The organism is Kitasatospora sp. NBC_00070, assembly GCF_045041205.1.
GTDB lineage: Bacteria > Actinomycetota > Actinomycetes > Streptomycetales > Streptomycetaceae > Kitasatospora.
Genome location: NZ_CP108248.1, coordinates 598,140 through 619,406, shown reverse-complemented (window position 1 = coordinate 619,406; position 21,267 = coordinate 598,140). Strand labels below are relative to the sequence as shown.

Genomic DNA, 21,267 nt, shown 5'->3' with positions numbered 1-21,267 from the left:
CGGCCCCGGGCGGGGGCGGCGGGGCCGTTTCCGGGGGGTGTGCGGATCTGATCCGTCTGATCCGTTTTCGCAGGTAGCGATCTGTTGTCTGATCTGTCGCCGATCTGTCGCTGATCTGTCCCGGGGACGGATCAGGACGGGTCGGAAACGGATCGAAAGCGGATCAGGGGACGGATCGCGGGTAACCGCTGCCAGTGACGCTGGGTATCAGTCCGGCAGGCTGCCGAAGGCGGCTTCGACGTCGCGCAGCCAGTAGCCGGAGGGCGGGTTGGCCTTGTCCAGATCACTTCGGCGGTCCGTCCTGAGGGTGCTGATGCCGGCTTTCTTGAGCTCTCGGCCGATCGCCTTGACGCCCTCGCGGCGGCGGTCGACGGGGTCCTGCCCATCCCACTTGCGCCACTCGGGTCCGGTGCTGGCGAGGTGGTCCAGGACCTGGTCGGTGACCAGGAAGTCCGGGTCGGCGGCGCGCTCGAACGCCTCCCGGATCGCCAGCAGGATCTGCGGGAGATCCTCGTTGGCTTTGCCGGCGGGCTCGGGGGTGATGGTGACGGTGCCTGCGGCGAGCCGTTCCTGTGTACGGAGGGTGGCGGTCGCGGCGTCGAGGTGGGTGGACTTGCGCAGGATCGGGTCGCGCAGGCCGGGGGCGACGATGTAGAAGCAGCCGGCGTCGGCGGGGTCCCAGTCGCCGGGGCTGGGGGTGAGCCGGTGCGGCATCCAGCCTTCGGAGATCGCGGTGTCGGAGCCGACCACGAGCGGGACGTCCGCCTTCCGGGAGGGCAGCATGATCCGGATGCCGAAGGTGTCGGCGATGGCGTCGCCGACGACATCGCTGGTCGCGTCCTGGGAGAGCAGGACCGCCGTGACGCGGGCCTTGCGGCCGATCCGGCTCAGCTTGATCACCTTCTGCTTCTGCTGCGCCGTCAGCTGCGGGTGCTCGTCCACGACGGCGAACACGGCCGGGTCGTCGGCGGTGATCTGCCAGTTGTCGACGTCGTCGCCCATCTGCTCCGTGCGCAGCTCGGCTTCGCGGATCGCCCAGTCCAGGACGTCGTCGATCCGCTGCTCGTCGTAGGCGCGCATCGCGGCCAGCCGGCGCATCGGGCCGAAGCCGCGGCCGGTGGGGTCGATGTCCAGGGCCATGGCGTCGGTGCAGCTGGTGATGTAGTCGACGAGGTTGCGGACGATCTGCGACTTACCCCCGCCGGAGACCGCGATCACCATGATGTTCTGCCCGGCCAGGGTGACCTCGGTGGGTGTGCCGTCCAGGGACGGGCCGAGGTTGACCGGCCGCAGGATGCTGTTGGAGCGCGGCGGGTGCACCGGGTGCGGCGGCATCGGGTCGAACGGGTCGGCCAGGAGCACCCGCATCACCACCGAACCTGCGGCAGCGGCCTGCGGCTGGGCCATCACGCCGCCACTGCGCACGCCGAGGGCGACGTCGAGCTCGGGCAGGCGCAGGACGAGAGCGGCGGGCTTGCCCTTGGTGAGATGGGCGGTGGCCTTCCAGCCCCACCGCTCGCGGGTGACGTCGGTGACCGATCCGACGGCCAGGCCCTCGCCGGCCAGGGCCCGCAGGATGGCCGTGCCGGCCTGCTCCTCGGTGGTGGCTTGGCCGATCCGCGGGGGCGGGGCGGCGGCGCCGGCGGTCGCGGCCGTCGGCTGCGCCTCCTGCTTGTTCTTCTTCTTGTCTTTCTTCTCTTTGCCGGTCTCGATCTCGTACGCGAGCGCGGGGACGTCGGGAAGCTCGCGGCGCCAGCCGGGGAAGCGGCCCTTGGCCCAGGCGGTGAGGGTGAGGCCGGTGGCGGTGAGCGCCGGGAGGACCAGGCTGCCGATGGCGAGCTCGAAGCCGCCGACGGCCAGGAGCAGGGTGGCGAGGCCGACCCTGCGCTTGTTGGCGGTGCGGCGGCGGTGGCGCTCCAGCTCGGCATCGCTGGGGTCGATGTGGCCGGTGTAGGTCTGCTGGTGGATCTCGCGGACCCGCTCACGCCAGGCCGCGGCCTCCAACCGCAGCGTGGCGGCCGCATCGGCGGCCTGCTTGTGCTCGGCCGCGGTGACATCGTCGCCCTGCCCGGCGGAGGCCGCGCGGCGGGCCTTCTTCTCCAGCTCGCCGGCCTTCTCCTCCAGCTCCTCCACCTCGCTCTGCTGCTTGGACACCCAGGTGTTGTAGCGGCGGTTCAGCAGGTCGGCGCGCAGGTGCGCGGCGGTCTCCTCGGAGGCGTTGAGCCAGGCGCCGCGCTCGGTCTTCAGCACGGTGAGGCCGCTGCGCAGGGCGGTGCACTCGCGGCGGCCCTGGGTGACGGCGGCGGTGGCGAGGCGGTGGGCGATCCGGGCGGCCAGGCTGGGCCCGTCCAGCGCCGTGTCACGGTCGCGGCCCTTGGTCTGGTCCCGCTTGTGGCCGGGGACGGGCTGCTCATCGGTGATGAACTCGCCGTCAGCGAGGTCGATGATGATCCGCTCGGGCGGGTGGGTGGTCACGAGGCCCTACTTTCTTGGCGTGGGTCTTGATCTGGTCACTCGTACGATCAGAGGGCCCAGGGGGCCCGGGTATGGCTGTCACGTGGATGCGCCTCCAGGCAGGACGGGGCAGTTCACGGGGCTGAAGTGAGGTCCGGACGGTTGCGGTCGCCCGCGCACCGCGACCCCCGGGTGCCTGGTGTGCGGGGTGTGCGGGCGACCGGTGGCGGCCGGGCACGGGGTCAGGCGATGGTGCCGACCAGAGCCGCGCCCGCGTCGTTGATGAGCGGGATGACGTACGCGGCGAACCAGCCGCCGAGGGTGGCGGAGAGGCCGAGCAGGACGCCGGAGATGATGCCCAGGCGCATACGGGGCTTGGCCTTGCCGGGGATGCCCTTCCAGGCGCCGAGGACCGCGACGGTGATCAGCAGCAGGACCAGGTTGCCCAGGCCGCTGAGCTCGGCCAGGTTGCTGCGGGTGCTGAGGGTGGTGGTGCCACCGGTGGCACCCCACATGGCCAGGCTGCCGGCGCCGTTGCCGAGGAACGTGATGGCGCCGGTGGTGAAGCCGATGAGACCGCTGGTGGTGGCGGTCGCGAGGCCGCCGTAGAGCATGCCGGCGCCGAGCGGCACCAGGTCCAGCGCCTTCTTGGGGTCGCGGCGCTTGACCTGGGCGATGGCGAAGCGGCTGATGTGCCACAGGGGCAGGGCCATGCCGACGAACAGGCCGCCGACAGTGAGGGTGGTGGCGGGGACGTTCATGAGCGACCTCCGGGTCAGATGGTGGTGAACAGGCACAGGGCAACCGGGATGAGGTGGATGCCGGTCAGGACGGTGACGGCGGGCGGTGCGAGGAGAGTGAGCAGGTCACGGGCCGCGCTGCGGGAGCGGGCGGAGCCGTGCCGGGCCGGGCGCCAGAACCGGACGGTGGCCAGCAGGTAGACGGCGACCGCCGCGGTGTGGGCTGGCCACCAGGGCAAAGCGAGCGTGAAGCCGGCCACGTCGGCGATCACGGCGGCGGGGCGGCCGCCCCGCCGCGCCGAAACAGCGCCGGGCCGGCAGGCAGAGGAGGCCGACCGCGGCGGCCCCAGGTCACGGACGGACACAACCTGGCCTCCGACGGCGGGCGGCCGGGGCCGTCCGGGCTCGGGGGACAGGGCGGGGCGCCTGCGGCGCCCCGGAGAGGCACGACAGCCAGGTCCGCGAGGCACCCAGGCCCTACAGGACAACCAGCCCGCCGACGGCCCAGCACACCGGGGCGATCAGCTGAAGGACAACAACACCGGGCAGCGGACTGCCGGACCGCTCAGCGAGCAGACCAGCTGTGAACAGCACAGCGAGATACACCAAGGCGGGCAGCAACACCCGGGCCCACAGTGGAAGCGCGCCCAAGGCGGTCAGCACAGTCACGGGGCTCCCGGTTCGGGTCAGCTGAGGAAGGCGAGGAGCAGGCCGCCCGCGGTGTTAGCGGCGGGGATGAGGGTGACGGCAGCCAACCCGGAGATACCCCCGGCGAGGCCGAGGCCGGATCCGGCGAACGCCCCCGCAGCGAGCTGACGGCGTAGCTGCGCGTCGCAGCACTGCCAGGCGAGGACGGCGGCCAGGACCAGGACGGCGGTGGTGACTCCACCTTCGGCGGTCATGCCGGCCGGGCCGGCCTGGGGGAGGAGCTGTTCCATCCCCGCACCGCTTACCTTGTTGCCGAGCGGATTGGTGACCTCGGTGGTCACGCGTCGGGCCGCGAACCCCGCCAGGCCGCCCGAGCACAGCGCGGACAACAGGCCGACCGCCAGCCCGCCGGTCACAGCGGCCGCACCCGGCAGCTGGCGCCCGGTCCGCCACCACCGGACGCCGGTGAAAACGAGGACGGCGACGGCCAGGACCAGACCGCCCAGGGAGAGCTGTCCCGGGATGGTCACTGCCAGGCCCCCGAGACGAGATAGCCGACCAGGTACAACCCGGCGGGGGTGACCACCAGGGAGGTGACCATCGCGAAGGTCAGCACCCGCAGCAGCCAGATCCGCCGCTCACGGTGGACGAGCTCCAGGAACATGGAGCCGACCAGGCCGAACAGCGGCACGGCGTACTCGTCACCGAACACGTGGAACACCGGGTTCAGGACGATGCGGGCGACGAACACCCCGGCCAGCAGGGCCAACCCGTTGGGTACCGGCCGCAGCCGCTGCACCGAGAACCTGGCCTCCGCGGCCGGCTCCTGCGAGGCCACCGGGTAGTAGTGATTGCTCACATAGATGACCGGTGCGGGAGCCCCGTACATGGGCGCCGAGGCAGTCACCAGCCCACCACCGCTACCACTCCCTCGGCGGCTGCTCCCACGCCACCACTCCCGCGGCTCCGGCAGCCCCGGTGCACCAGAGACCGGAGACCCCGGCAGTGCGGCGGGCGGCTGCGCCGGGGGCGGCGGGGTTTCGCGGCGCGGAGGCGGGACGAAGTCCGGTGCGGTGGCAGATGGTGGAGTGGGCGGCTTCGGCGGGATGGTGACGCCGTCGGTGCGCTCCCCGGAGAGCTGGATGCCAGTGGGTTCGATCGGTTCAGACATCGCGTCGCTCCAGTCGCTGCTGGTAGGGGGTGAATATGGCGCGGTCCAGCGCCATGGCGAGCAGCACCAGCCCGGAGGTGATGGCGCTGGACGCGAAGAACAGCAGGTAGATCAGCTCGAAGCTCACGACTCTCTCCTTGGTCGGGCCGCGCCCGGGGCCGCGGTGGTCGTGGCCCCGGGCGGAGCGGCGGGTTCAGGTAGTGGGTGTTGGTGCTGCCGCCTGGCCCGACCAACCCGGCCAGTCGGCCCGGGTCAGTTGGCGGTGCGCAGGCAGACGGTGGCGACCGGCCCGGTCACGGTGGCGAGGGCCTTGCAGGTGAGCGGGCCGGTCGACACCGTCGATCTGAAGGCCGGCGCAGGTCTGGAGGAGGGTGACGGCGTCGCGGGTCAGCGGCCCGAAGTCTCCGTCGGCCTCCAGCGGGGTCAGCTGGGTGATCGCGGTGTTCAGCTGGCGCTGCAGGTCGGTGACGGCCGCCGATTGGGAGCCGACGGCGAGTAGCGCGGTGGTGCGTGCCGTGGCGGCGGCCGGGGTGGTCGCACTGAGTGCGATGGCGGCGGCCAGGGCGGTCCCGGGCCGGGCGGCAGGGCTTGCTGCCCGGCCCGGCTGGTCAGGTCCCGTTGTGCGTGGGGTCCGGGTCGGCGGTGCTCTCCGGACGCAGGAGTGCTTGCTGTGCGGGAGGTCAGCGAGGCCTGAGGTGCCGGGCCTCTCGGTGCGGTCCACCTGCTGGTGGGGCCCGGGCCTGCTTCCCCCGCCAATCGTGGCATGGACATGTCATTGAACTGGAGAAGGCAGGCCTCGGAGTCGCACAACTGCAGGGGAGAGGGGGAGTGTTACTGGCCGGAGCCGGAGGCGCCCCCGGCCTTCGCAGCGTCGCGGCGAATCTGGTCCTCCCGCATCCGGCGGAGGACCTCATCAGCCTGCGAGGCGCCGAGCTGAACAGTGATCGTGGTCATGGCCAGTCCCTCCAGAAACTGCGACCCACGTACTGCGGGTCGGGCTTCGGGCTGCACTTCCTGCGCCCCCACTTGTCGGTCTCGGCGGGGGCCGGGTGAACCTCGCGGACCGTGGGCAGCGTGACATCCGGGCTGTGCCAACCACCGGACGAGCTACCGCCGCTGATGCGAGTCGCCGTACCGGAAGAGCCGGAGGACTCACCAGAGCCGAACCCGAAGAAGCTGCGGAAGCTCACTCGGCACCACCCTTCGGAGCCGGCGGGACCGGCGGCACGGGCTGAGAAACGGGAGTGCCACCGCCGATGTACGAGCGGCAGACCGCCAGCTGCCTGACAGTCACGTAGTGCCTCCCTGACTGGCGGCCTGCTGCTGGCGGAGCTGCTCGGCCTGCTGACGCGCGGCCTCCGCCGCCGCGGCGGCCTGGCGAATCGACTCCAAGCGGCGAGCCAGCTCGGCCTCACCCTGGTGCTGATGGCTCACAAGGACTCCCCCTCTCCGGATTCGCGGCCGCCATGAACGGCACGATCGGGGTCGGCGGCCTGGCACACCGCCCGCATCTCCTCCACCGTCCGCGCCGAGTGAAGCGCCCGGTGGAGGTCAGCCGCCCGCTGCGCGACCGCCCTGACCTGCTCCGGGGTCTGCTGATCCACCACCGCGATCACCCGACCCGACGGTCGGCACGAAGTAGCTCACGGCGCTGCGCGGCGGTGGTACCGCCGACGACGCCCCACTGAGCGGTGGGGCCGTAGGCGAGCTGCTGGGTGAGGCAGGTCTGGCGCCGGGGGAGGGGGCAGCGGGCGCAGACCGCGAGGGCGATCAGCTCGCGGTCGGTCGGGGTCTGCGCGGTGCGGGACTCGGGGACGGGGAAGAACAGCTCCGGGTCCACCTGGCGGCACGGCCGGACGGGCGAGGCCGGGGTTGAGGTGGTGCTGGTGGCGGTGCGGGCCACGCCGGTCATCGGCCGGGCTCGGTAGGTGACGATGGGCATCGCGATCACCCGGCCAGGGGGAGAGCGGCGAGGGCCGTGACGGCGTCGGACACCCGGGCCGGCAGCACGATGGCGGCCCGACCGTTCGAGGTCCGATCGGTAGGGCTGGTCGGGATCGTGCGGGTGAGACCGGCGGGGAACTCCTGCTGGCGGGCCTGGTCGCGGCGGACGCGGCCGACCATGCGGTCGGCGATCTCGAGCAGGGCCTCAAGCGAGGTGCGGGCCCAGGGCAGGCCATGCTCGGCCAGGTACGTCCAGACGTCCTGGGTGACGTCCTCGTCCAGGACGATGGCAGTCGGGCCGACGGCGACGAGCCGCTCGGTCACCGCCGCCAGGAGCCGGCAGGAGTAGCGGGTGTAGAGGTCGTCGAGAACGGTGGTCCTCTGCGAGATGATGTCCACGGTTGTGGTGCCTCTCTGCGATGGTGGCGCGACCAATGACGGCCCCGGGGCGCTATCCCGGGGCCGTTCCTGTGTTCTGGCTGCTGTACGAGCAGCTACGGTCGCCGCCGACCCGGTAGAGATCGGGGTCGGCGGCGACCGTGGTCGTTCGTGTGGGCAGGAGGTCAGGCGGCCCGGCTCGGCCTATCCGTCGGAACCTCGAGGCCGCGGATCGGGCCGATGATGTCGCCGAGGAGCGGCTCCGCCCGCCGCTGGTTCATGTCCTCGGCTGCGCCCAGCACGTCCGCCCACTGCTGGATGCGCTCGCTCGACGTGTACTCGACCTCTGGCCGTGGGGTGGGCATCAGGTGCACCGGGCCGGGCTGAGCGGGCAGCGGCTTGTAGTGCTGGGTCGCTGCGCGGCGCGTCGGGGCCGGCAATGCGTCCAGCTGCTGACGCCGCAGGCGGGCGGCCCAGCGCTCTGGGGCGATGTCAACCTCGACCTGCTGGTTACCACCAGGGCAGCGGCCCGTCTGCTCGCCACGCTCGTTGTCGCGCTCGTGGCCGATCACCCTGCAGTCGGTTGAGCCCACGATGCGGCGCCAGGTGCGGCACTCACGGCAGACGATGGCGATCTGCACGCCTGGGAGCATGCTGATGTCGGCCACGTTGAGCTTGCTGAGCTGGAGCGGCGCCCGGCCGTAGGTGCGGCGGGAGCGGGTGCGGTTGGTCGACATCGGGTGCCTCCCGAGGCGGGTCGAGGGGAGAAGGGGCGAGAGTTTGCTGCTCACTCCGCCCGTCAGGGCCCGGCCCAATATCGGGTGGCCCTGGCGGACAGGCAGCGCAGCACGCTGCTCAAAGAGTTAGTTCTGGTGTTGCCCGATATGAGGTACAGGTGTCCGACGTCGGGGGAGCTAGAGCATCAACCCCTTGTCACCGAAGTGACCGCCACCGCCCGAAGGCGGGTGACAACCGCGTGTTCTACTCCGGCATTGTCAGCGCCGACCCTGCTCAATCAAGGTAATCATCCTTGGCAACTATGTCAACATGCATGGCATGGCTATCTATGGCGGGGCGCCAGATGTACGATGCGCCCATGAGTAGTGACCCGAGCCGGCAGCAGGTGCCCTATCAACAGCTGGTGCAGGTTGTCCTTGCGCAGATCCGACGTGGAGAACTTCGCCCAGGTGACAAGCTCCCAAGCACCAGCCAGCTGGCCGCCGAGCACGGCCTGGCAAGCGGAACGGTGCAACGGGCCCTGGCCGAGCTGCGTGCCCGCGGAGCCGTCTACTCTCAGGCAGGGCGCGGCAGTTTCGTGAGCTCCCCGGAAGCCAAGGAGCTGGCTGTTCCGACGGTGGAGGATCTGGCGCGCGAGCTTGCCGAGCTTCGCGAGCGGGTCGAGGAGCTAGAACAAGCTCAGCAAACTGGGCTTCGAGTCTCCCCAGATACGTAGGAATCACTCACCTCCGGCTGGCCGAGCGGAGTGGGGATGTCCAGCTCCAATATCCAGAAGCGTGCCGGGACTTCCCGACGCTGTGGCTGGTGCGGTGCTGCGGCGGCGCTGCGAACTGGGTACGCGTTGACGAAGATCTAATTCATGATCCACACCACCCTGCAGGCAGACGTGGCGGTGGCGCTGCGGGTCTGCTGCGGAGTGGGCCCGCGACCGCGATTTGGGCACAACCCGTTGTTAGCGTCGGAGAGTCGGTCGAGGGGGTCTCGGTGGGCACAGTGCAGCGCTGGACTGGAAGGGAATCGCGCGCATTGCGGGAATCCAAGCGTCTGTCGGTGCGGGGGTTCGCGGCCTTCCTGGGAGTCGGAAGCCGAACAGTGTCTGACTGGGAGTCGCCTTCCAACCCGAAGACGATCAGCAAGGTCCTCCAGGAGGCGCTGGACTCAACCCTGGAGCGATGCAGCCCGGCAGAGCAGGCGCGGTTCTGGGAAGCGATCGGCGAAACGTCAGGAGCTTCCGTCGCGCCATCGGACAGCTTCCTCCCTATTCCGAATGCGGAGCCCAGTCTGGTGCGCAGAAACACTGACTTTGATGGCCTCATCTCCGTCTTGGAGGAGGCACGCAACGCCGAGGGAGTTGCGACGGTCGCCGTCGTGGGCCCCGGGGGATTTGGTAAGACGACCATCGCGACGCAGCTGGTCAACAGTGAGTTGATCCAAGAGCTCTATCCGGAGATCCTCTGGGTTGAGACTGGCGAGGACTGCACCCCGGCCCGCGTCGTGGAACTCGTCTCCGATCTCTGCGTCCATCTCAGCGGCTTCCGACCTGCCCTGGCAGATCCTGGGCAGGCTGGCTTCCATCTCGCGCGGCTGTTGCAGGACCGGCGTGCACTGTTGGTCATCGACAACGTATGGTCCGCCGCAGACCTGTCCCCATTTCTCCTGGGCGGTGAAGAGTGCGTGCGCCTGGTCACGACACGGAACGTGCGGGTGTGTCCCTCGACCGCACAGGTCGTGCGGCTCGGGCCCATGACGGCGGTCGAGATCAGCGAGATGCTGACCCGCAACGTTGCTTCGCTGGAGCGCCCGGAGGCCGAGCAACTCGCCGAACTGCTCGGTGGATGGCCGCTGTTGGCGCAGATCGTCGGGTCGACTGTCGGACAGGATGTGGCGTCCGGGGCGTCGTCGAGTCACGTCATTGCGGAGACATCGGAGACAATCCGCGACTACGGACCGCAGGCGTTCGACGTCCTCGATGCCGACCAACGACGCAGCGCGATCGGCCAGGCGATTGCGTCCAGCCTCGATGGTCTGGAGGACAGCGTCGTACTCAACGGCGCGTCGGATCTGAGGATGCGTTACCTGTCGCTGGCGGTGTTTCCGCCAGCGACGGCGATTCCGGTCCGGGTGCTGTCGCACTGGTGGAAGGTCGCGTTCGGCTGGTCACCGCACGCCGCTCGGCAGTTCTGCCGTGTTCTGGCAGACAGGTCGCTGGTGAGCAGTTACCGGGCTGACACGGAGACAATCACTCTGCACGACGTGTTTCGGTCCTACCTTCGGCACTCGGTCACGGACGACTGGGCCCAGCTTCACAGCTCGCTGCTGGATGCGTTCCGCGAGTCGACCGGCGGCCGCTGGAAGAATCTGGATGCTGAACACGGGTACCTGTGGCGGCACCTGCCTTACCACCTGTGCGAGGCAGGCTTGGAGGACGAACTCGCCACTCTGCTCTCCTCTCCGTCCTACGTGGTACGGAAGGTCGCGCTGGTGGGGGAGCAGCCACTGGTCGCCGACGCGGCGATCCTTGACGCCGTACCAGCGGGGAGGCACTCAGCCAGGTGGACCACAGCGCGGGTAATGGCGGGCTCCGGGTACCTGCTGACCGGGCTGGTGGAGCCAGCCGATGTGGCGGCGACGCTCTCAATTGCCCTTCACCGCTCGCCTTCACCAGTCGTGCAGGAGGCGATCGTCGAGGCCGCCTCGCTCGGGGCAGCGTTCACCACTGGGTGGCTGCGGCGCAGCGCAGTGTCGGAGTCCAAGGACACCGGACATGTGGGGGCAGTCATCGACGTCTCCACCGTGGCGAGGCTCGTCGTCTCCGGAGGAGAGGACGGCACCGTGCGGCTGTGGGATCTCGACACCCATCAGCCGGTGCGCACGTTCCGCGTGCACACCGGCTGGGTCTTCGCCACTGCGCTTTCTCCGGACGGGGCGGTGGTCGCCTCCGCTGGGGATGACGGCCTGGTCCGCCTGTATCGCACCGACTCCGGCACTCCCATGGGTGTGCTGGCCGGGCACTCCCGCCGAATCCGGACCCTGGCCTTCGTACCGGGCCAGCCACTGCTGGTCTCGGGCTCCGAGGACGGGGCCGTGTGCGTATGGGATACCGAACGGCTGCTGTTGGTCCGCCGGATGCAGACCACCGGCACACCCGTGTGGTCGGTCTCGGTCGGCGGCGGGGACGAGCCAGCGATTGCCGTCGCCGGTGAGGATGAGTTCGTCCGGCTCTTCGACCTGGCGACTGGTCGGCTGCTGGACGAGAAGGCTCAGCACCGCAACTGGGTGCGCTCGGTGGCCTTCGCTGCAGATTCGGGCCTGCTCGCCTCCGGTTCCGGCGACCGATCAATGGTGGTGTGGACGACGAAGGGCGGCACACTAACCCCGGTCCGGCGCACGACAGACTTGCCGGGCCGAGTACGGTCCGTCGTCGCGTCCCCGGACGGCGGCCTCGTGCTCGCAGCGACGGAAGAGCCGACAATCCACGCGTTGACCGTTGATGGCGAGGCTGTGAAGACCGTGCTGCCGCCAGGCGTCGACTGGGTCCGCTCCCTCGCACGAAGCGGTGACGGCACGGTCGTGGCTGGCTGTGAGGACGGCGCCGTACGGCTGTGGCCAGCACACGGCGGTCCGCTGCGGATGCTGGCTCCTGGGTCGAACACGACTTGGTCGACGGCGTACTCGAGCACAGGCACGGTCGCACTCATCGGCGACGGCACGGGGCAGGTCGACCTGGTCAACGCTACCGACTCGACCCTGCTGCGCCAGCTTTCGGCAGGGCACGGACGGGTCTGGTCCCTCGCCTCTGGTACGAACCTGGTGGCGGCGGCGTGCGGCGACGGCGCCGTACGGGCCTGGTCGCTCACGGACGAGGCCTGGGAGCTGACCCTCAACCAGGACACGACCCGCACCTGGGCGGTGGCCATGGCCCGCAGCGCCCCGAGGCTTGCGGCGAGCACTGGAGACGGGCACATCCGCTGCTGGGACCTCCCTGGCGGCGATCTGTTGTGGTCGCAGGATGTTCACGCCGGGCGTCTGCGCTCGATCGCCTTCAATGTCGACGGCCAGGTCCTCGCGGCCTGCGGTGGTGACGGGTCCGTCCGCGTATGGAGGGCCACTGACGGCGAGTTCGTCTCCCGGTTCACCTGCCCCACTGGCTGGGCCCGGGCCATCACCCTCGACGACCAAGGCGCCCGGGCAGCCGTCGGCGCCGGCACCGGCGACATCGCGGTGCGCGACCTGGCGAGCGACCGTTTCACCGCCCAGTTGAGCGGGCACTCCGGCCGCATCCTCATGGTCGGATTCACCAACATCCCGGACCGGCTCGTCTCTGCTGCCGCCGACGGGACCGTCCGGCTCTGGTCGCTGGCTGAGCAGCAGCAGTTGGCCGAAGTCCGGGTCGACGGCAGCCTCAACTGTGCCTCCTACGACCCGGTCCAGGGCCGCGTCCTCGTCGGCAGTGCCGCCGGCGTCGTGGCGCTGGACCTCAACCTGAACCCGATCTGAGAGGGATCCACGTTCATGTCTCAGCAGGCCCCGGTGATCATTTCCAGCGAGTCGCCCTTCGCCAGCGACGTGTTCGCCAAGCGGCATCCAGCGCTGATCGAACGGCTCACTGGGGCCTGGCCCTTTGGCCCCGATCAGCGCCAAGCGCTGTCTGAGCTCGCAGAGGAGAACGTCGGCGGGGTGATCCGTCCACTGCCCGACGGTGCCATCGACGCTCGGCTCTGGCGCGAGTCGGGGATCGAGTTCTACAGCCGCCGGTGGGTGGATGCGCCGTTCATGTGGGCGGAGAGCTTCTTCTACCGGCGCCTGCTCGAGGCCGTCGGCTTCTTCGAGCGCGGGCTCTGGCAGGGCGTCGATCTGTTCGCGCCGTTCAAGCGGGCCGAGCTCATGGGTGAGGTGGTGTTGGCGGAGATCGCAGCGCTCGACGGAGTCGCCGGCCTGGCCGACGACGAGCGTGGGCAGGTGCTACTCCTGTCCAGCCTGTGGGGTAACCGCGCCGATCTGGCGCTCCAGATCACGAACGGCCGCGGCATCGAGGCTTCCGGGTTGGTGGCCGACGACAGCACGGTCCTGTGGGAGCTGCTCAGGTCAGCCTCCGGCGGAACGGTCGCCTTGGTTGCTGACAATGCCGGTAGCGAGATGGTCGCGGACCTGGCTCTCATCGACCACCTCCTGACGAGCAACCTGGCCCGCCAGGTAGTACTGCACGTGAAGCCGCAGCCGTACTACGTCTCCGATGCAACCCTCTCCGATGTCGCTGACTGCCTTCGGGCGCTCGTGCTCGGAAAGGGCGTGGCCCGTGAGGTTGGCGAGCGGCTGCACAACGCTGCGACAGTCGGCCGGCTGCAGCTGCGCACCGATTCGTTCTGGTGCACACCCTTCGACTTCACCGCCATGCCGGAGACGCTGCGGAAGGAACTCGCGGGCACCACAGTGACGATCCTGAAAGGAGACCTGAACTACCGCCGGCTGATCGGCGATCGCTGGTGGGAACCGACCTCCTCGTTCGAGCAGACCACCTCGTACTTCCCTGGACGAGTCGCAGCGCTCCGGACCCTGAAGTCCGACGTAGTGGTTGGGCTGAGGGATGATTGCCTGGATGAACTGGCGGGGTCCGGGGCTAACTGGCGGACCGCTGGAACACACGCTCTCATTCAGGTGCGTTCATGACGTACCAGGAGGACTGCCTGGCAGGCCGTCAGCCATTGCTGCCTCGAGCCACGTGCGCACTATCGGGCCAGCTGCAGGGTTAGATGGTGGACTTGTCGGCCCATCAGGTCCTACAGCACGTCAGATCGACACCGTGTACACGTGGCTGCACGCGGTGTTATCCACAGGGGTAGGCTGACTTCCAGCAGTCAGCAGAAAAGACTTCGCCGCCCGGGTGTAGGAGCCCGGACGGCGGTGAGTTGGATCGGCGCCCCTAGCCGGGGGCCCGTCCCGGTCAACCACACGAAGGGTGGTGACGTGATGAAGGATACCCGCATCCGTTCCCTGGCATGCGTACGGCACCCCGCCGTGGAGTCGACCGAGTGGGTCCTCCGGCTGGGTGCCGTCGTTGATTCTGGACGCACCTCTCCCCGAAGGGAGTTGGTGAGGTGATCTAACCAACTAGGGCCCCTGCCCGTGGCAAGGCAGGCAGCCCCGGCCGCTCCTCGATCTGGTGTTGGCGCACTGGATCAGGTACTGCGGCCATCGATCCGTATTCGGCTTGGCGGCCGGCTACGAGGGCTCTTCGACGGCTTGGCAGCCGACGTCGAGCGATTTACAGGTTCCACACGAACCAAAGCTCCCGAGGAAGCTGCCTGACCCGTAAACGCGGGCCGGGCCCTTGTCGTTGCTCAATTGAGCGCTTACTAGGAAGGCTCTGCCATTTTGCAGCAGCCCTGGGGGGCTGGCCAGCCTGTCCGTGCTCGTCGTGCCGTCACTGGCATGCGAGGTCTCGGTGTTGCTGGTGTCCCCTTCTCGATCTCTGTGGGCCTGGAGCCCGTGTCCTACCTGGCTCGATACGGTGGATGGGTTCACGGACCGGTTGCCGGCAGCGCGTTTCACTATCCCGGAACTGTGATGCAAATCACTCGCTCGGGTGAGGGTGTTCGTGTCGCCCTGGGTGGGCCGTCGATGTACGGCGCTACGTGCTACGTGCTCTCAACCGATGCGCCTGGTACCGGTGATGTCCGATGAGGACACCTGAAGGGGCCACCGTTTTCACGCTACCTGGCCAGCGTCGGTCGGCGGATTGGCAGTCCAAGATCCCTTCTGAGGTGTCGCCTCGGATGCGGGCGCTGGTGGTCGAGGGCGTCGGGATGGAGCGGTACCGGGAGGGCGGATCCGACGGCGGCTCCGGGGCCGGCCGGGACACCCACCGCATCACGTCCGCAATCGCCTTCTCCTTCGCCCGGGCCGGTGCGGACAGGATCGCCCTCCAGGATGTCCTCCTGATCTCCCCGGCCCCCGGTGGCGCGCTGCTGCGAGACTTGGCCCGGGCCAAGGGGCACGATCACGCGGTGCGGTACCTGGACCGGGTGTGGCAGCGGGCTGCGCGGGTGACGGGGGAGTCCACTCCGATCGTGGACCGGCGGGACGCCCTGGTGCGGCTGGCCGAGCTGCGGGTGGCGGTCGAGAGGGCGGTGTGGCGGGGGCAGGCTGGGCAGACGGACCGGGCGAACCTGCTGCACCGGCTGGAGCTGTGCGAGAGGGCTGGGGGCGCAGATCACGAGGTGTCGCAGCGTCAGCTGGCTCTGGGAATCGGGGCAAGTGAGTCCACGGTGAAGCGCTCCGACTCCCGCCTGGCGGCTGCTGGGTGGCTGTGGCGGGCCGAGGTCGGGGGTGCCGGGAAGTCCTCGAAGTGGGTACTTGGCAAGGGCTCGCCGATCGGCATGTCGCCGGTTGACCCCACCCGTCAGGGAGGGCACAAGGCCCCCGGGTACCTGGATGGGGTCAACCAGCGACACACACCCACTACCCGCACTGTGGATCCGTCAGTTCGCCCTGCTGAGCTGGACTTTCGCCTCCTTGCGGACCTGGTAGCCAGGGACGCGTTCCGGGCCCGTGGTCTGGGCAAGACGGCCGCGGAGGTGGTGGCGGCCCTCGCGCACCGGGACGGGCAGAGCGCGGCGGAGCTGGCAGCCAGCACTCGCCGGCACCGTGCCACCGTCCACGCCCGCTTGGTCCCGCTGATTGAGCTAGGCCTGGTCGTGAAGGTCGGCGAGCTGTACTACCTCGCCGACGGGCTCCTCAAGACCCCCGCCAAGCGCCCACAGGGTAGCCGCCTGGCGTCCTGGCAGGTCATCGACCGCTGGGACGAGGTAGCCGCCGACCTGGGCGTTCTCGGAACGGGCTACCGGCAGTGGTGCCTCTACGCCTTTGACCGGATTGCGGCGGACGAGGTATACCGCCGGGTACGAGAACACGCCTGGCCGGCCCGGCCGACCACTGAGCTCACCGACCAGGACCAGGCGTTCCTGAACTCCTGGAGCTCCGACTTCGAGGATGCCGACCGGATGGTGAGCGCCTGATGAGCCAGCCCCTCACCAGCGGAGCAGATCAGCATCAACTCAACTCGACTGCCGGGTGATCGAGGTGGCCAAGGTGGCGGCAGCCGCGGAGCCCGACCAGCCTGCGCCGGTGCGGCAGCCCACCTGAACCACAGCATCCAAAGTGGGGCCGACTGACGCGCGGTCGGATCGCAGGGGCCCATCCGGAACCATCCCCGCGAGTGCGGGGCCGACGTGGCTCAGCTGGCCAACGTGGCGGCGTCTCTGCTCCTCGCGGTGAGAGGAGGAGCGCCTCCCCCCGTTCGTTGACGGCGGTGGCCAGGGCGACGGGCCGCTGGCGGAGAACGTAGTGGTCGAGGTGGCGGCCGTCAGGCAGCTCGACATCGGCCAAGTTGACCCGCAGTTACGGGTTCTCGTAGACCGTGTGCTCGCCGAGGTTCTTCCGCACCGACACGTCGTGCTTCTTGTCCAGCGCTGACCTGATCAGGGGTCAGCCTTTCAGATCGGCACGGCCAGCGACGCGTCGATCTGCTCGACGGCGTCCGACGCTGCCGCCGAGCCGGTTCCGAGGAGTTTCTGCCGGAGTGCCTCGAAGCGGTCCCTCAGCCGCTGCGACTCCATCCCCGCTGCCAGGGTGAGCGCGTCGACCGCGTGGCCGGCTGCCCGGTCGACGTCGCCGACCTCGGCCTGCTGGCGTTCCTTCAGCTGGAAGCCGTTCTTTTCCAGGAGCCGGATGGAGTTCAGGTGGCGGACGTCCGCCTCATCGGACATCTGGTGCAGGCCTCGGTGCTCGAAGTAGCCGGTCAGGACCCCGCGCTCCGCCTCGGTCGCGTACTCGTTGCCTTGGCGCTCGACCCTGATTGTGAAGCCCAGCATCGCGTCCACGAGGTTGTCGTCCAAGTTGACCCCGACATCACCGATGTGCAGCCGCCAGGCCTGGACCCTACGCGCAGGCGAGTTCGGGCTCGAGGCTGCGTACGCCGTCGAGGAAGCAGTCCCACTCGAAGGCGGTGTAGTGGTGCGGCGCCATGTGGTGGATGAGATCGTGCAGGGCGATGGTGCCGTCTGCGGTGATGGTGACCTGGATCTGCCCGGTCGTGAAGGGGACGGCGCCGAGCGCGCGCAGCCGTGAGGTGAAGTCGCGCCAGGCGTTGCGCGGGTAGAGGTGGGGGGGCCGCTGGAGGTCTTTGCTGTCGCGGACGGCGACCAGGTCCCCGAAGTCGGCGACCTCCACGCAGCCGCCGGTGCCGGAGCTGGCGCGGGCTTTGTGCCAGGTGGCGCGGTCGGTGCCGGGGGCGGGGATCTGGGTCGGCATGGTGCTTACGTCTCCTCGATGACTCGGGTGATGAAGCGGAGGGTCCCGTCCTCGTCCAGTGCCTTGGCACGGACGCGGTTGTAGATCCCGGTGAGCTGTTCGACGTCGCGGTCCTTGTGCAGAAGCAGGTTCCCGGCGGGGGAGTCTACGTAGGCGACCGGGTTCTGGTCGCCAGCCGCGATCAGGGAGAAAGCTCCGGAGAGGCCGGCGTGGGCTCCGCGCTCGCTCGGGACGACGAGCACCGTGACGTTGGGCAGTTCGGTGGCGCGGGCGATGGCCTCGAGCTGTGCGCGCATGACGTCCCGGCCGCCGACCGGGCGGCGCAGTACGGCTTCGTCGAGGAGGACTTCGAGTTCCAGCGGGTTCGGGGTGCGGTGGAGTACCTCGGGGCGGCGGGCGCGCAGGGCGACCAGGCGGTCGATGGCGCTGGGGCTGTGGATGCCGACCTCCTCGAGGACGGCGCGGGCGTATGCGGAGGTCTGGAGGAGTCCGTGGACGAGGACGGTCTCCAGCGCGCGCTCGTGAGTGGCCGCGGTCTGCAGTCCGAGGAGGGAGTCCATGCCGCTGGGCAGGACGTCCTCGTAGGGTTCCCACCAGGCGGTCTGCTCGGTTTCGCTGAGCAGGTGGAGCAGTTCGTCGACGGCGCCCTGGCCCTGGACGTCGAAGAGGGTGGCCAGACGTCGTAGCTCGCCGGCCTTGAGGGTCGCGCCGGTGAGCTTGCCGGTCTCCAGGCGGGAGATGCGCGGTTCGGAGCAGTCGAGGAAGTCCGCGACTTCGCGCATGGTCATGCCCTTGGCCTTGCGCAGTCGGCGGAGCTCGGCGCCCAGTTGCAGGCGGGAGTCCAGCGGGTTGCTCAGGCTCACTCGGCGGACTCCTCGGAAGGGCTGGTTCTTGCGCGACGCAAGTTCGTGACGCAAGTGTGCCTGACGGGTAGCGCGGCGTGCCATGGGGTCCTCCAGCTGGGTCCCTGTGGTGCGGGGTGAGCGCATATACCAGTGCGCCACGAAATTTCGTGGCGCACTTGCGGCGAACTTGCGCGAGGGTCCACTGTAGAGCCCGACGCCAACGCACACAGATGCCTGGCACAGCTCCAGCCCCGCCAGCGGGGACCCAGGAGGTACCACCATGGACATCGAGGCCCCAGCGCCCACCCCCGCCGGACACCGCGCCGCGCAGCCCCTGCTACGCCCCGGACAGCACCACTGCCCGGACACGTCCATGCGGGAAAACCCGCCGCCCCCGGCCCGGCTCCGCCTCTCCCGCGCCGACCACGGCCACGCACCCGCTCAGCAGGGCGGCACGGTCGTCATCCTCGCTGGTGCGCTGCCGATCGAGCAGGAGGCGAACCGGGAGACCGTCGGCCGTTATCTGATGGACGGTTTGCTGCCCCGTCAGCTCTGGCTCGGCAAGACCCGACTGTCAGGCCGGTGGACCATCGCGCAGCTCGCAGGGGAGGCATGCATCCGCTGTGGCGCCAGTACTGGCCCTTTGCACAGGGACGGCACGATCCCCGTGCCCGCTGGACAAGGTGTTGTCCGGGATACCCCCGTCGTTCGCTGCACGCCCTGCCTGGCGGTCAAGCCGTGACCCCGGAGGAGCGCTTCCTGGTTGAGGAGCTGGAGCCGGACAAGGACGGCCGACCTGGCTGGGGCCTGCGCGACCAGGTGACCGGCGACCTGGTCCTCGCGGGCGGCGAGACAGATCGGTACGGCACCCCCGACACAGCTCGGATGCACATCCAGAGCCACTGGTACCATGCCCAACGCCTCGCTGTCGCAGCCCACATCGAGCAGTTCGTGGCCGACGCCGCGCACCGTCGCGAAGGCCAACTGGGCCCACGACCCGACCGGCGGCCCAGGGCCGAACCCCCGGAGGCCATCTGGGTGCGGGGCGCCACCACATGGAGGGAAAGCGCATGACCCGTGCCGCCATGGCGGGCGACCGCTACGAGGCCCGTCAGCTGCCGCCGGTCGGCAACGCGCTTCCGCTGTGGGGCGCGTGGGACCGTCGGCACCGCGACTGGGTCCGCCGCCTCGGGACCGGGGCCTGGGCCGGCGAGCCGGAGCCGTTCACCTCCGAGGACCGGGTCCGCACCTGGGCCACCCAGCAGATCACCGCGAGCAGGAGCAGAGCGTGAGCGGAACCGTCCCCGCCGGAGAATCCAGAGGCTGGCACGAACCCCGGCGCGGCACCCGAGGCCCGACCCGCGCACACCCGCGACTGAGCCGGCACCCATGCGAACCGCAGGCCCACCAGCAGGAGGAGGACACCGTGTCGATGGATGGTCAGCGTGACCCATCCGACCAACTCCGTCCCGACGGCAGCCCCTCGGTTCCGCCGCCGGGTCCGGCCCAGCCGACACCTCCTACGCAGCCACCCGCCGAGTAGGTCCACTGAGTGCTCGGCCGTACACTCAGCCGTTCTCGGCGTCGCGGAGCAGGCGGCCCGGGGGGTACGCCAAGGGCGTGCGCGATCTGCAGAAGCGCGTCCAGCGTGGCCGGGGTGGTGCCGAGCTTCGTGCGGTAGACGGTGTGCCACGCGAGCTCAGCCCGCTCGGCCAGCAGCTCCTGAGACAAGGCGCGGGAGCATCCCCGCGCCTGCGGGGCCGACTTACCGCTGCCGTTCGGCGCCACGCTGTAGCTGGGAACATCCTGCGTGTGCGGGGCCGACCCGGGGACCGGCTTGTACTTGGTCAGATTCATGGACTTCCCGAAGCGCTCCTGGCTGGACTGTCCGGCGAACAGCAGGAGTAGACCCGCGAGCAGCAGGAAGGCACCGCCCGTACCCGCGCCGGTTCCGGGTCGAGGACTGCGACGGGGACGTCGTTCTCGTCAACGAGGGGGATGCCGCCGACGTACCGAGGATCGCCGGTGCTCCAGCCCACGGTCGTGGTGACGTCGTGGTCAGCGGCGAGCTTCGCGATGGCCTGTCGACGTCGGTGCGGAAGTTGCCGCGGTCGGCGCGGCGGGACTGTGCTGCGTACAGGGCTTCATCACCGACCTGCCGGAACGGGTGCTGATCACCGAACTGAACATGCGCGTCGCGGGCGCGTTCGCCCTCTCGGAGGCAGCTGGCGCCGACCTCATCGCGCAGACCGTGAACAGACTCTTCGGCCGGCCCGTCGACCACGACTGGCTGGCGTACCGGCCCGGCGTGTTCCTCACCAAGTACACCGAGACCCTGACCAGCGGAGACGCTTCCGCGATCACCGCACTGAGGGAGCAGCTATGACCACCAGCACCACAGGCGGGCGGCCCGGCGTGTGCCGCAACGCCAGCCCCTACCTCTACGGCACCGAACTGGACGCCGTCGCCCGCGTCCTGACGGGCGGCCAGTTCGGCCACACCGAAGTCACCGAGGAATTCGAGATCGGGACGGCAGCGCCGAACGACACCAGCAGTGCCGCCGCCTTCAGACGCAGCACACTAGTCGGCTGGCGTCGGCCGCATGCTGGCGAAGGAACTGGCCCTCGCCGAGGACTGGTTGCGCAAGGGTGGGTTCTGGCCGGAGAAGAATATCCGGCTGTGGCTTTAAGCAAGCCCGTGGGGGGACCGAGGACGGCGTGCAGATCTACACCAACTTCTACCGCCTCGCCTCGGCCTGGGCGCACCCGACCGCCGAGTCAGGACAGGACCCCGGTGACGCCGAACCGCTCACGACGTCAGTGGGTGGCCTGGGTCGCCGACGCGACGAGATCGAGAATGGCTCGGCCCGCCGGGGTGGCAGCGATCAGGACTCCGAAGACGACGCAGCTGAGAGCGCTCATCTTCTCGTCGATGCGTGTGCCCGGCGCGGTGTTGCGCATCAAGCGGATGACGATGATGACGCCGAGCAGAACGGACGCGCTGATCGTGTACTGCATTCGCCACCTCTGGTAACAATTTG

Annotated in this window: 24 protein-coding genes and 1 pseudogene; 8 read left to right on the top strand and 17 right to left on the bottom strand. The window is 69.6% G+C overall.

Going from position 1 to position 21,267, the window contains the following annotated elements; translation table 11 throughout:
• Positions 1-207 precede the first annotated feature (207 nt).
• The 12 genes from OHV05_RS37715 to OHV05_RS37660 all read right to left on the bottom strand — a co-directional run bounded on the left by OHV05_RS37715 (position 208) and on the right by OHV05_RS37660 (position 8,072).
• Positions 208-2,475: a hypothetical protein gene (locus OHV05_RS37715; RefSeq protein ID WP_331730916.1), complete on the bottom strand. Its 2,268-nt coding sequence runs from the start codon at positions 2,473-2,475 to the stop codon at positions 208-210.
• 221 nt (positions 2,476-2,696) lie between these two features.
• A complete protein-coding gene (locus OHV05_RS37710) occupies positions 2,697-3,215 on the bottom strand; it encodes a hypothetical protein (protein ID WP_331730914.1) in 519 nt (172 codons plus the stop codon).
• A gap of 14 nt (positions 3,216-3,229) precedes the next feature.
• Positions 3,230-3,559 (bottom strand): hypothetical protein, encoded by a 330-nt coding sequence (locus tag OHV05_RS37705; RefSeq protein WP_405021713.1) that lies wholly within the window; start codon positions 3,557-3,559, stop codon positions 3,230-3,232.
• Between the two features lie 112 nt (positions 3,560-3,671).
• Positions 3,672-3,863 (bottom strand): hypothetical protein, encoded by a 192-nt coding sequence (locus OHV05_RS37700; protein ID WP_331730909.1) that lies wholly within the window; start codon positions 3,861-3,863, stop codon positions 3,672-3,674.
• Between the two features lie 17 nt (positions 3,864-3,880).
• Entirely contained in the window at positions 3,881-4,372 is a 492-nt protein-coding gene (locus tag OHV05_RS37695; protein ID WP_331730906.1) for a hypothetical protein, read from the bottom strand.
• Positions 4,369-4,701, bottom strand: a complete 333-nt coding sequence (locus OHV05_RS37690) for a hypothetical protein (RefSeq protein ID WP_405021712.1) — start codon at positions 4,699-4,701, stop codon at positions 4,369-4,371. Before OHV05_RS37690 ends, OHV05_RS37695 begins: the two co-directional genes overlap by 4 nt.
• 304 nt (positions 4,702-5,005) lie before the next feature.
• A complete protein-coding gene (locus OHV05_RS37685; protein ID WP_331730901.1) occupies positions 5,006-5,140 on the bottom strand; it encodes a hypothetical protein in 135 nt (44 codons plus the stop codon).
• A 66-nt stretch (positions 5,141-5,206) separates the two neighbouring features.
• Entirely contained in the window at positions 5,207-5,734 is a 528-nt protein-coding gene (locus OHV05_RS37680; RefSeq protein ID WP_331730898.1) for a peptidoglycan-binding domain-containing protein, read from the bottom strand.
• 110 nt (positions 5,735-5,844) lie between these two features.
• A complete protein-coding gene (locus OHV05_RS37675; RefSeq protein WP_331730896.1) occupies positions 5,845-5,967 on the bottom strand; it encodes a hypothetical protein in 123 nt (40 codons plus the stop codon).
• A 658-nt stretch (positions 5,968-6,625) separates the two neighbouring features.
• A complete protein-coding gene (locus tag OHV05_RS37670) occupies positions 6,626-6,955 on the bottom strand; it encodes a WhiB family transcriptional regulator (RefSeq protein ID WP_331730890.1) in 330 nt (109 codons plus the stop codon).
• A 5-nt stretch (positions 6,956-6,960) separates the two neighbouring features.
• Positions 6,961-7,356 carry a hypothetical protein gene (locus tag OHV05_RS37665; RefSeq protein WP_331730888.1) on the bottom strand — a complete coding sequence of 132 codons (396 nt, stop codon included), beginning with the start codon at positions 7,354-7,356 and terminating at the stop codon, positions 6,961-6,963.
• A 164-nt stretch (positions 7,357-7,520) separates the two neighbouring features.
• On the bottom strand, positions 7,521-8,072 hold the full coding sequence (locus OHV05_RS37660; RefSeq protein ID WP_331730886.1) for a hypothetical protein: 552 nt from the start codon (positions 8,070-8,072) through the stop codon (positions 7,521-7,523).
• Between the two features lie 359 nt (positions 8,073-8,431).
• Here OHV05_RS37660 and OHV05_RS37655 point away from each other — a divergent pair, with 359 nt between their 5' ends.
• The 4 genes from OHV05_RS37655 (at position 8,432) to OHV05_RS37640 (ending at position 16,088) form a co-directional block, all read left to right on the top strand.
• A complete protein-coding gene (locus OHV05_RS37655) occupies positions 8,432-8,788 on the top strand; it encodes a GntR family transcriptional regulator (RefSeq protein ID WP_405021711.1) in 357 nt (118 codons plus the stop codon).
• A gap of 269 nt (positions 8,789-9,057) precedes the next feature.
• Positions 9,058-12,570 carry an NB-ARC domain-containing protein gene (locus tag OHV05_RS37650; RefSeq protein WP_405021710.1) on the top strand — a complete coding sequence of 1,171 codons (3,513 nt, stop codon included), beginning with the start codon at positions 9,058-9,060 and terminating at the stop codon, positions 12,568-12,570.
• Positions 12,571-12,585: 15 nt separating this feature from the next.
• Complete coding sequence (locus tag OHV05_RS37645; RefSeq protein ID WP_331730880.1) at positions 12,586-13,740, top strand: damage-control phosphatase ARMT1 family protein; 1,155 nt, start codon at positions 12,586-12,588, stop codon at positions 13,738-13,740.
• Positions 13,741-14,846: 1,106 nt separating this feature from the next.
• Positions 14,847-16,088: a MarR family winged helix-turn-helix transcriptional regulator gene (locus tag OHV05_RS37640; protein WP_331730878.1), complete on the top strand. Its 1,242-nt coding sequence runs from the start codon at positions 14,847-14,849 to the stop codon at positions 16,086-16,088.
• A 259-nt stretch (positions 16,089-16,347) separates the two neighbouring features.
• Here OHV05_RS37640 and OHV05_RS37635 read toward each other — a convergent pair.
• From OHV05_RS37635 to OHV05_RS37620, 4 genes and pseudogenes are all read right to left on the bottom strand, one after another.
• Positions 16,348-16,470: pseudogene (locus OHV05_RS37635) on the bottom strand (NUDIX hydrolase); the annotation flags it as partial.
• A 95-nt stretch (positions 16,471-16,565) separates the two neighbouring features.
• Positions 16,566-16,988, bottom strand: coding sequence for a GNAT family N-acetyltransferase (locus OHV05_RS37630; RefSeq protein WP_331731174.1), 423 nt, complete (start codon positions 16,986-16,988; stop codon positions 16,566-16,568).
• Between the two features lie 22 nt (positions 16,989-17,010).
• On the bottom strand, positions 17,011-17,382 hold the full coding sequence (locus OHV05_RS37625) for a DUF397 domain-containing protein (protein WP_331730876.1): 372 nt from the start codon (positions 17,380-17,382) through the stop codon (positions 17,011-17,013).
• Positions 17,383-17,387: 5 nt separating this feature from the next.
• The gene (locus OHV05_RS37620; RefSeq protein ID WP_331730874.1) at positions 17,388-18,245 is read right to left on the bottom strand and encodes a helix-turn-helix transcriptional regulator; all 858 of its coding nucleotides are present in this window, start codon (positions 18,243-18,245) and stop codon (positions 17,388-17,390) included.
• A 262-nt stretch (positions 18,246-18,507) separates the two neighbouring features.
• Here OHV05_RS37620 and OHV05_RS37615 point away from each other — a divergent pair, with 262 nt between their 5' ends.
• The 4 genes from OHV05_RS37615 (at position 18,508) to OHV05_RS37600 (ending at position 20,613) form a co-directional block, all read left to right on the top strand.
• Complete coding sequence (locus OHV05_RS37615; RefSeq protein ID WP_331730872.1) at positions 18,508-18,969, top strand: hypothetical protein; 462 nt, start codon at positions 18,508-18,510, stop codon at positions 18,967-18,969.
• Positions 18,966-19,301: a hypothetical protein gene (locus OHV05_RS37610; RefSeq protein WP_331730870.1), complete on the top strand. Its 336-nt coding sequence runs from the start codon at positions 18,966-18,968 to the stop codon at positions 19,299-19,301. The genes OHV05_RS37615 and OHV05_RS37610 overlap by 4 nt, the downstream gene beginning before the upstream one ends.
• Positions 19,298-19,519, top strand: a complete 222-nt coding sequence (locus OHV05_RS37605; protein WP_331730869.1) for a hypothetical protein — start codon at positions 19,298-19,300, stop codon at positions 19,517-19,519. The genes OHV05_RS37610 and OHV05_RS37605 overlap by 4 nt, the downstream gene beginning before the upstream one ends.
• An 875-nt stretch (positions 19,520-20,394) precedes the next feature.
• Entirely contained in the window at positions 20,395-20,613 is a 219-nt protein-coding gene (locus tag OHV05_RS37600; protein WP_331730866.1) for a hypothetical protein, read from the top strand.
• A gap of 430 nt (positions 20,614-21,043) precedes the next feature.
• On the opposite strand, the gene OHV05_RS37595 is transcribed toward OHV05_RS37600, so the two are convergent.
• On the bottom strand, positions 21,044-21,244 hold the full coding sequence (locus tag OHV05_RS37595; RefSeq protein WP_331730864.1) for a hypothetical protein: 201 nt from the start codon (positions 21,242-21,244) through the stop codon (positions 21,044-21,046).
• Positions 21,245-21,267 lie beyond the last annotated feature (23 nt).

Excerpts from the sequence above, each read along its gene's own strand:
- OHV05_RS37710 (WP_331730914.1), bottom strand. The coding sequence starts at position 3,215 with ATGAACGTCCCCGCCACCACCCTCACTGTCGGCGGCCTGTTCGTCGGC.
- OHV05_RS37675 (WP_331730896.1), bottom strand. The coding sequence starts at position 5,967 with ATGACCACGATCACTGTTCAGCTCGGCGCCTCGCAGGCTGATGAGGTC.
- OHV05_RS37670 (WP_331730890.1), bottom strand. The coding sequence starts at position 6,955 with ATGCCCATCGTCACCTACCGAGCCCGGCCGATGACCGGCGTGGCCCGC.
- OHV05_RS37660 (WP_331730886.1), bottom strand. The coding sequence starts at position 8,072 with ATGTCGACCAACCGCACCCGCTCCCGCCGCACCTACGGCCGGGCGCCG.
- OHV05_RS37655 (WP_405021711.1), top strand. The coding sequence starts at position 8,432 with ATGAGTAGTGACCCGAGCCGGCAGCAGGTGCCCTATCAACAGCTGGTG.
- OHV05_RS37645 (WP_331730880.1), top strand. The coding sequence starts at position 12,586 with ATGTCTCAGCAGGCCCCGGTGATCATTTCCAGCGAGTCGCCCTTCGCC.
- OHV05_RS37640 (WP_331730878.1), top strand. The coding sequence starts at position 14,847 with ATGCGGGCGCTGGTGGTCGAGGGCGTCGGGATGGAGCGGTACCGGGAG.
- OHV05_RS37625 (WP_331730876.1), bottom strand. The coding sequence starts at position 17,382 with ATGCCGACCCAGATCCCCGCCCCCGGCACCGACCGCGCCACCTGGCAC.
- OHV05_RS37615 (WP_331730872.1), top strand. The coding sequence starts at position 18,508 with ATGGACATCGAGGCCCCAGCGCCCACCCCCGCCGGACACCGCGCCGCG.
- OHV05_RS37605 (WP_331730869.1), top strand. The coding sequence starts at position 19,298 with ATGACCCGTGCCGCCATGGCGGGCGACCGCTACGAGGCCCGTCAGCTG.
- OHV05_RS37595 (WP_331730864.1), bottom strand. The coding sequence starts at position 21,244 with ATGCAGTACACGATCAGCGCGTCCGTTCTGCTCGGCGTCATCATCGTC.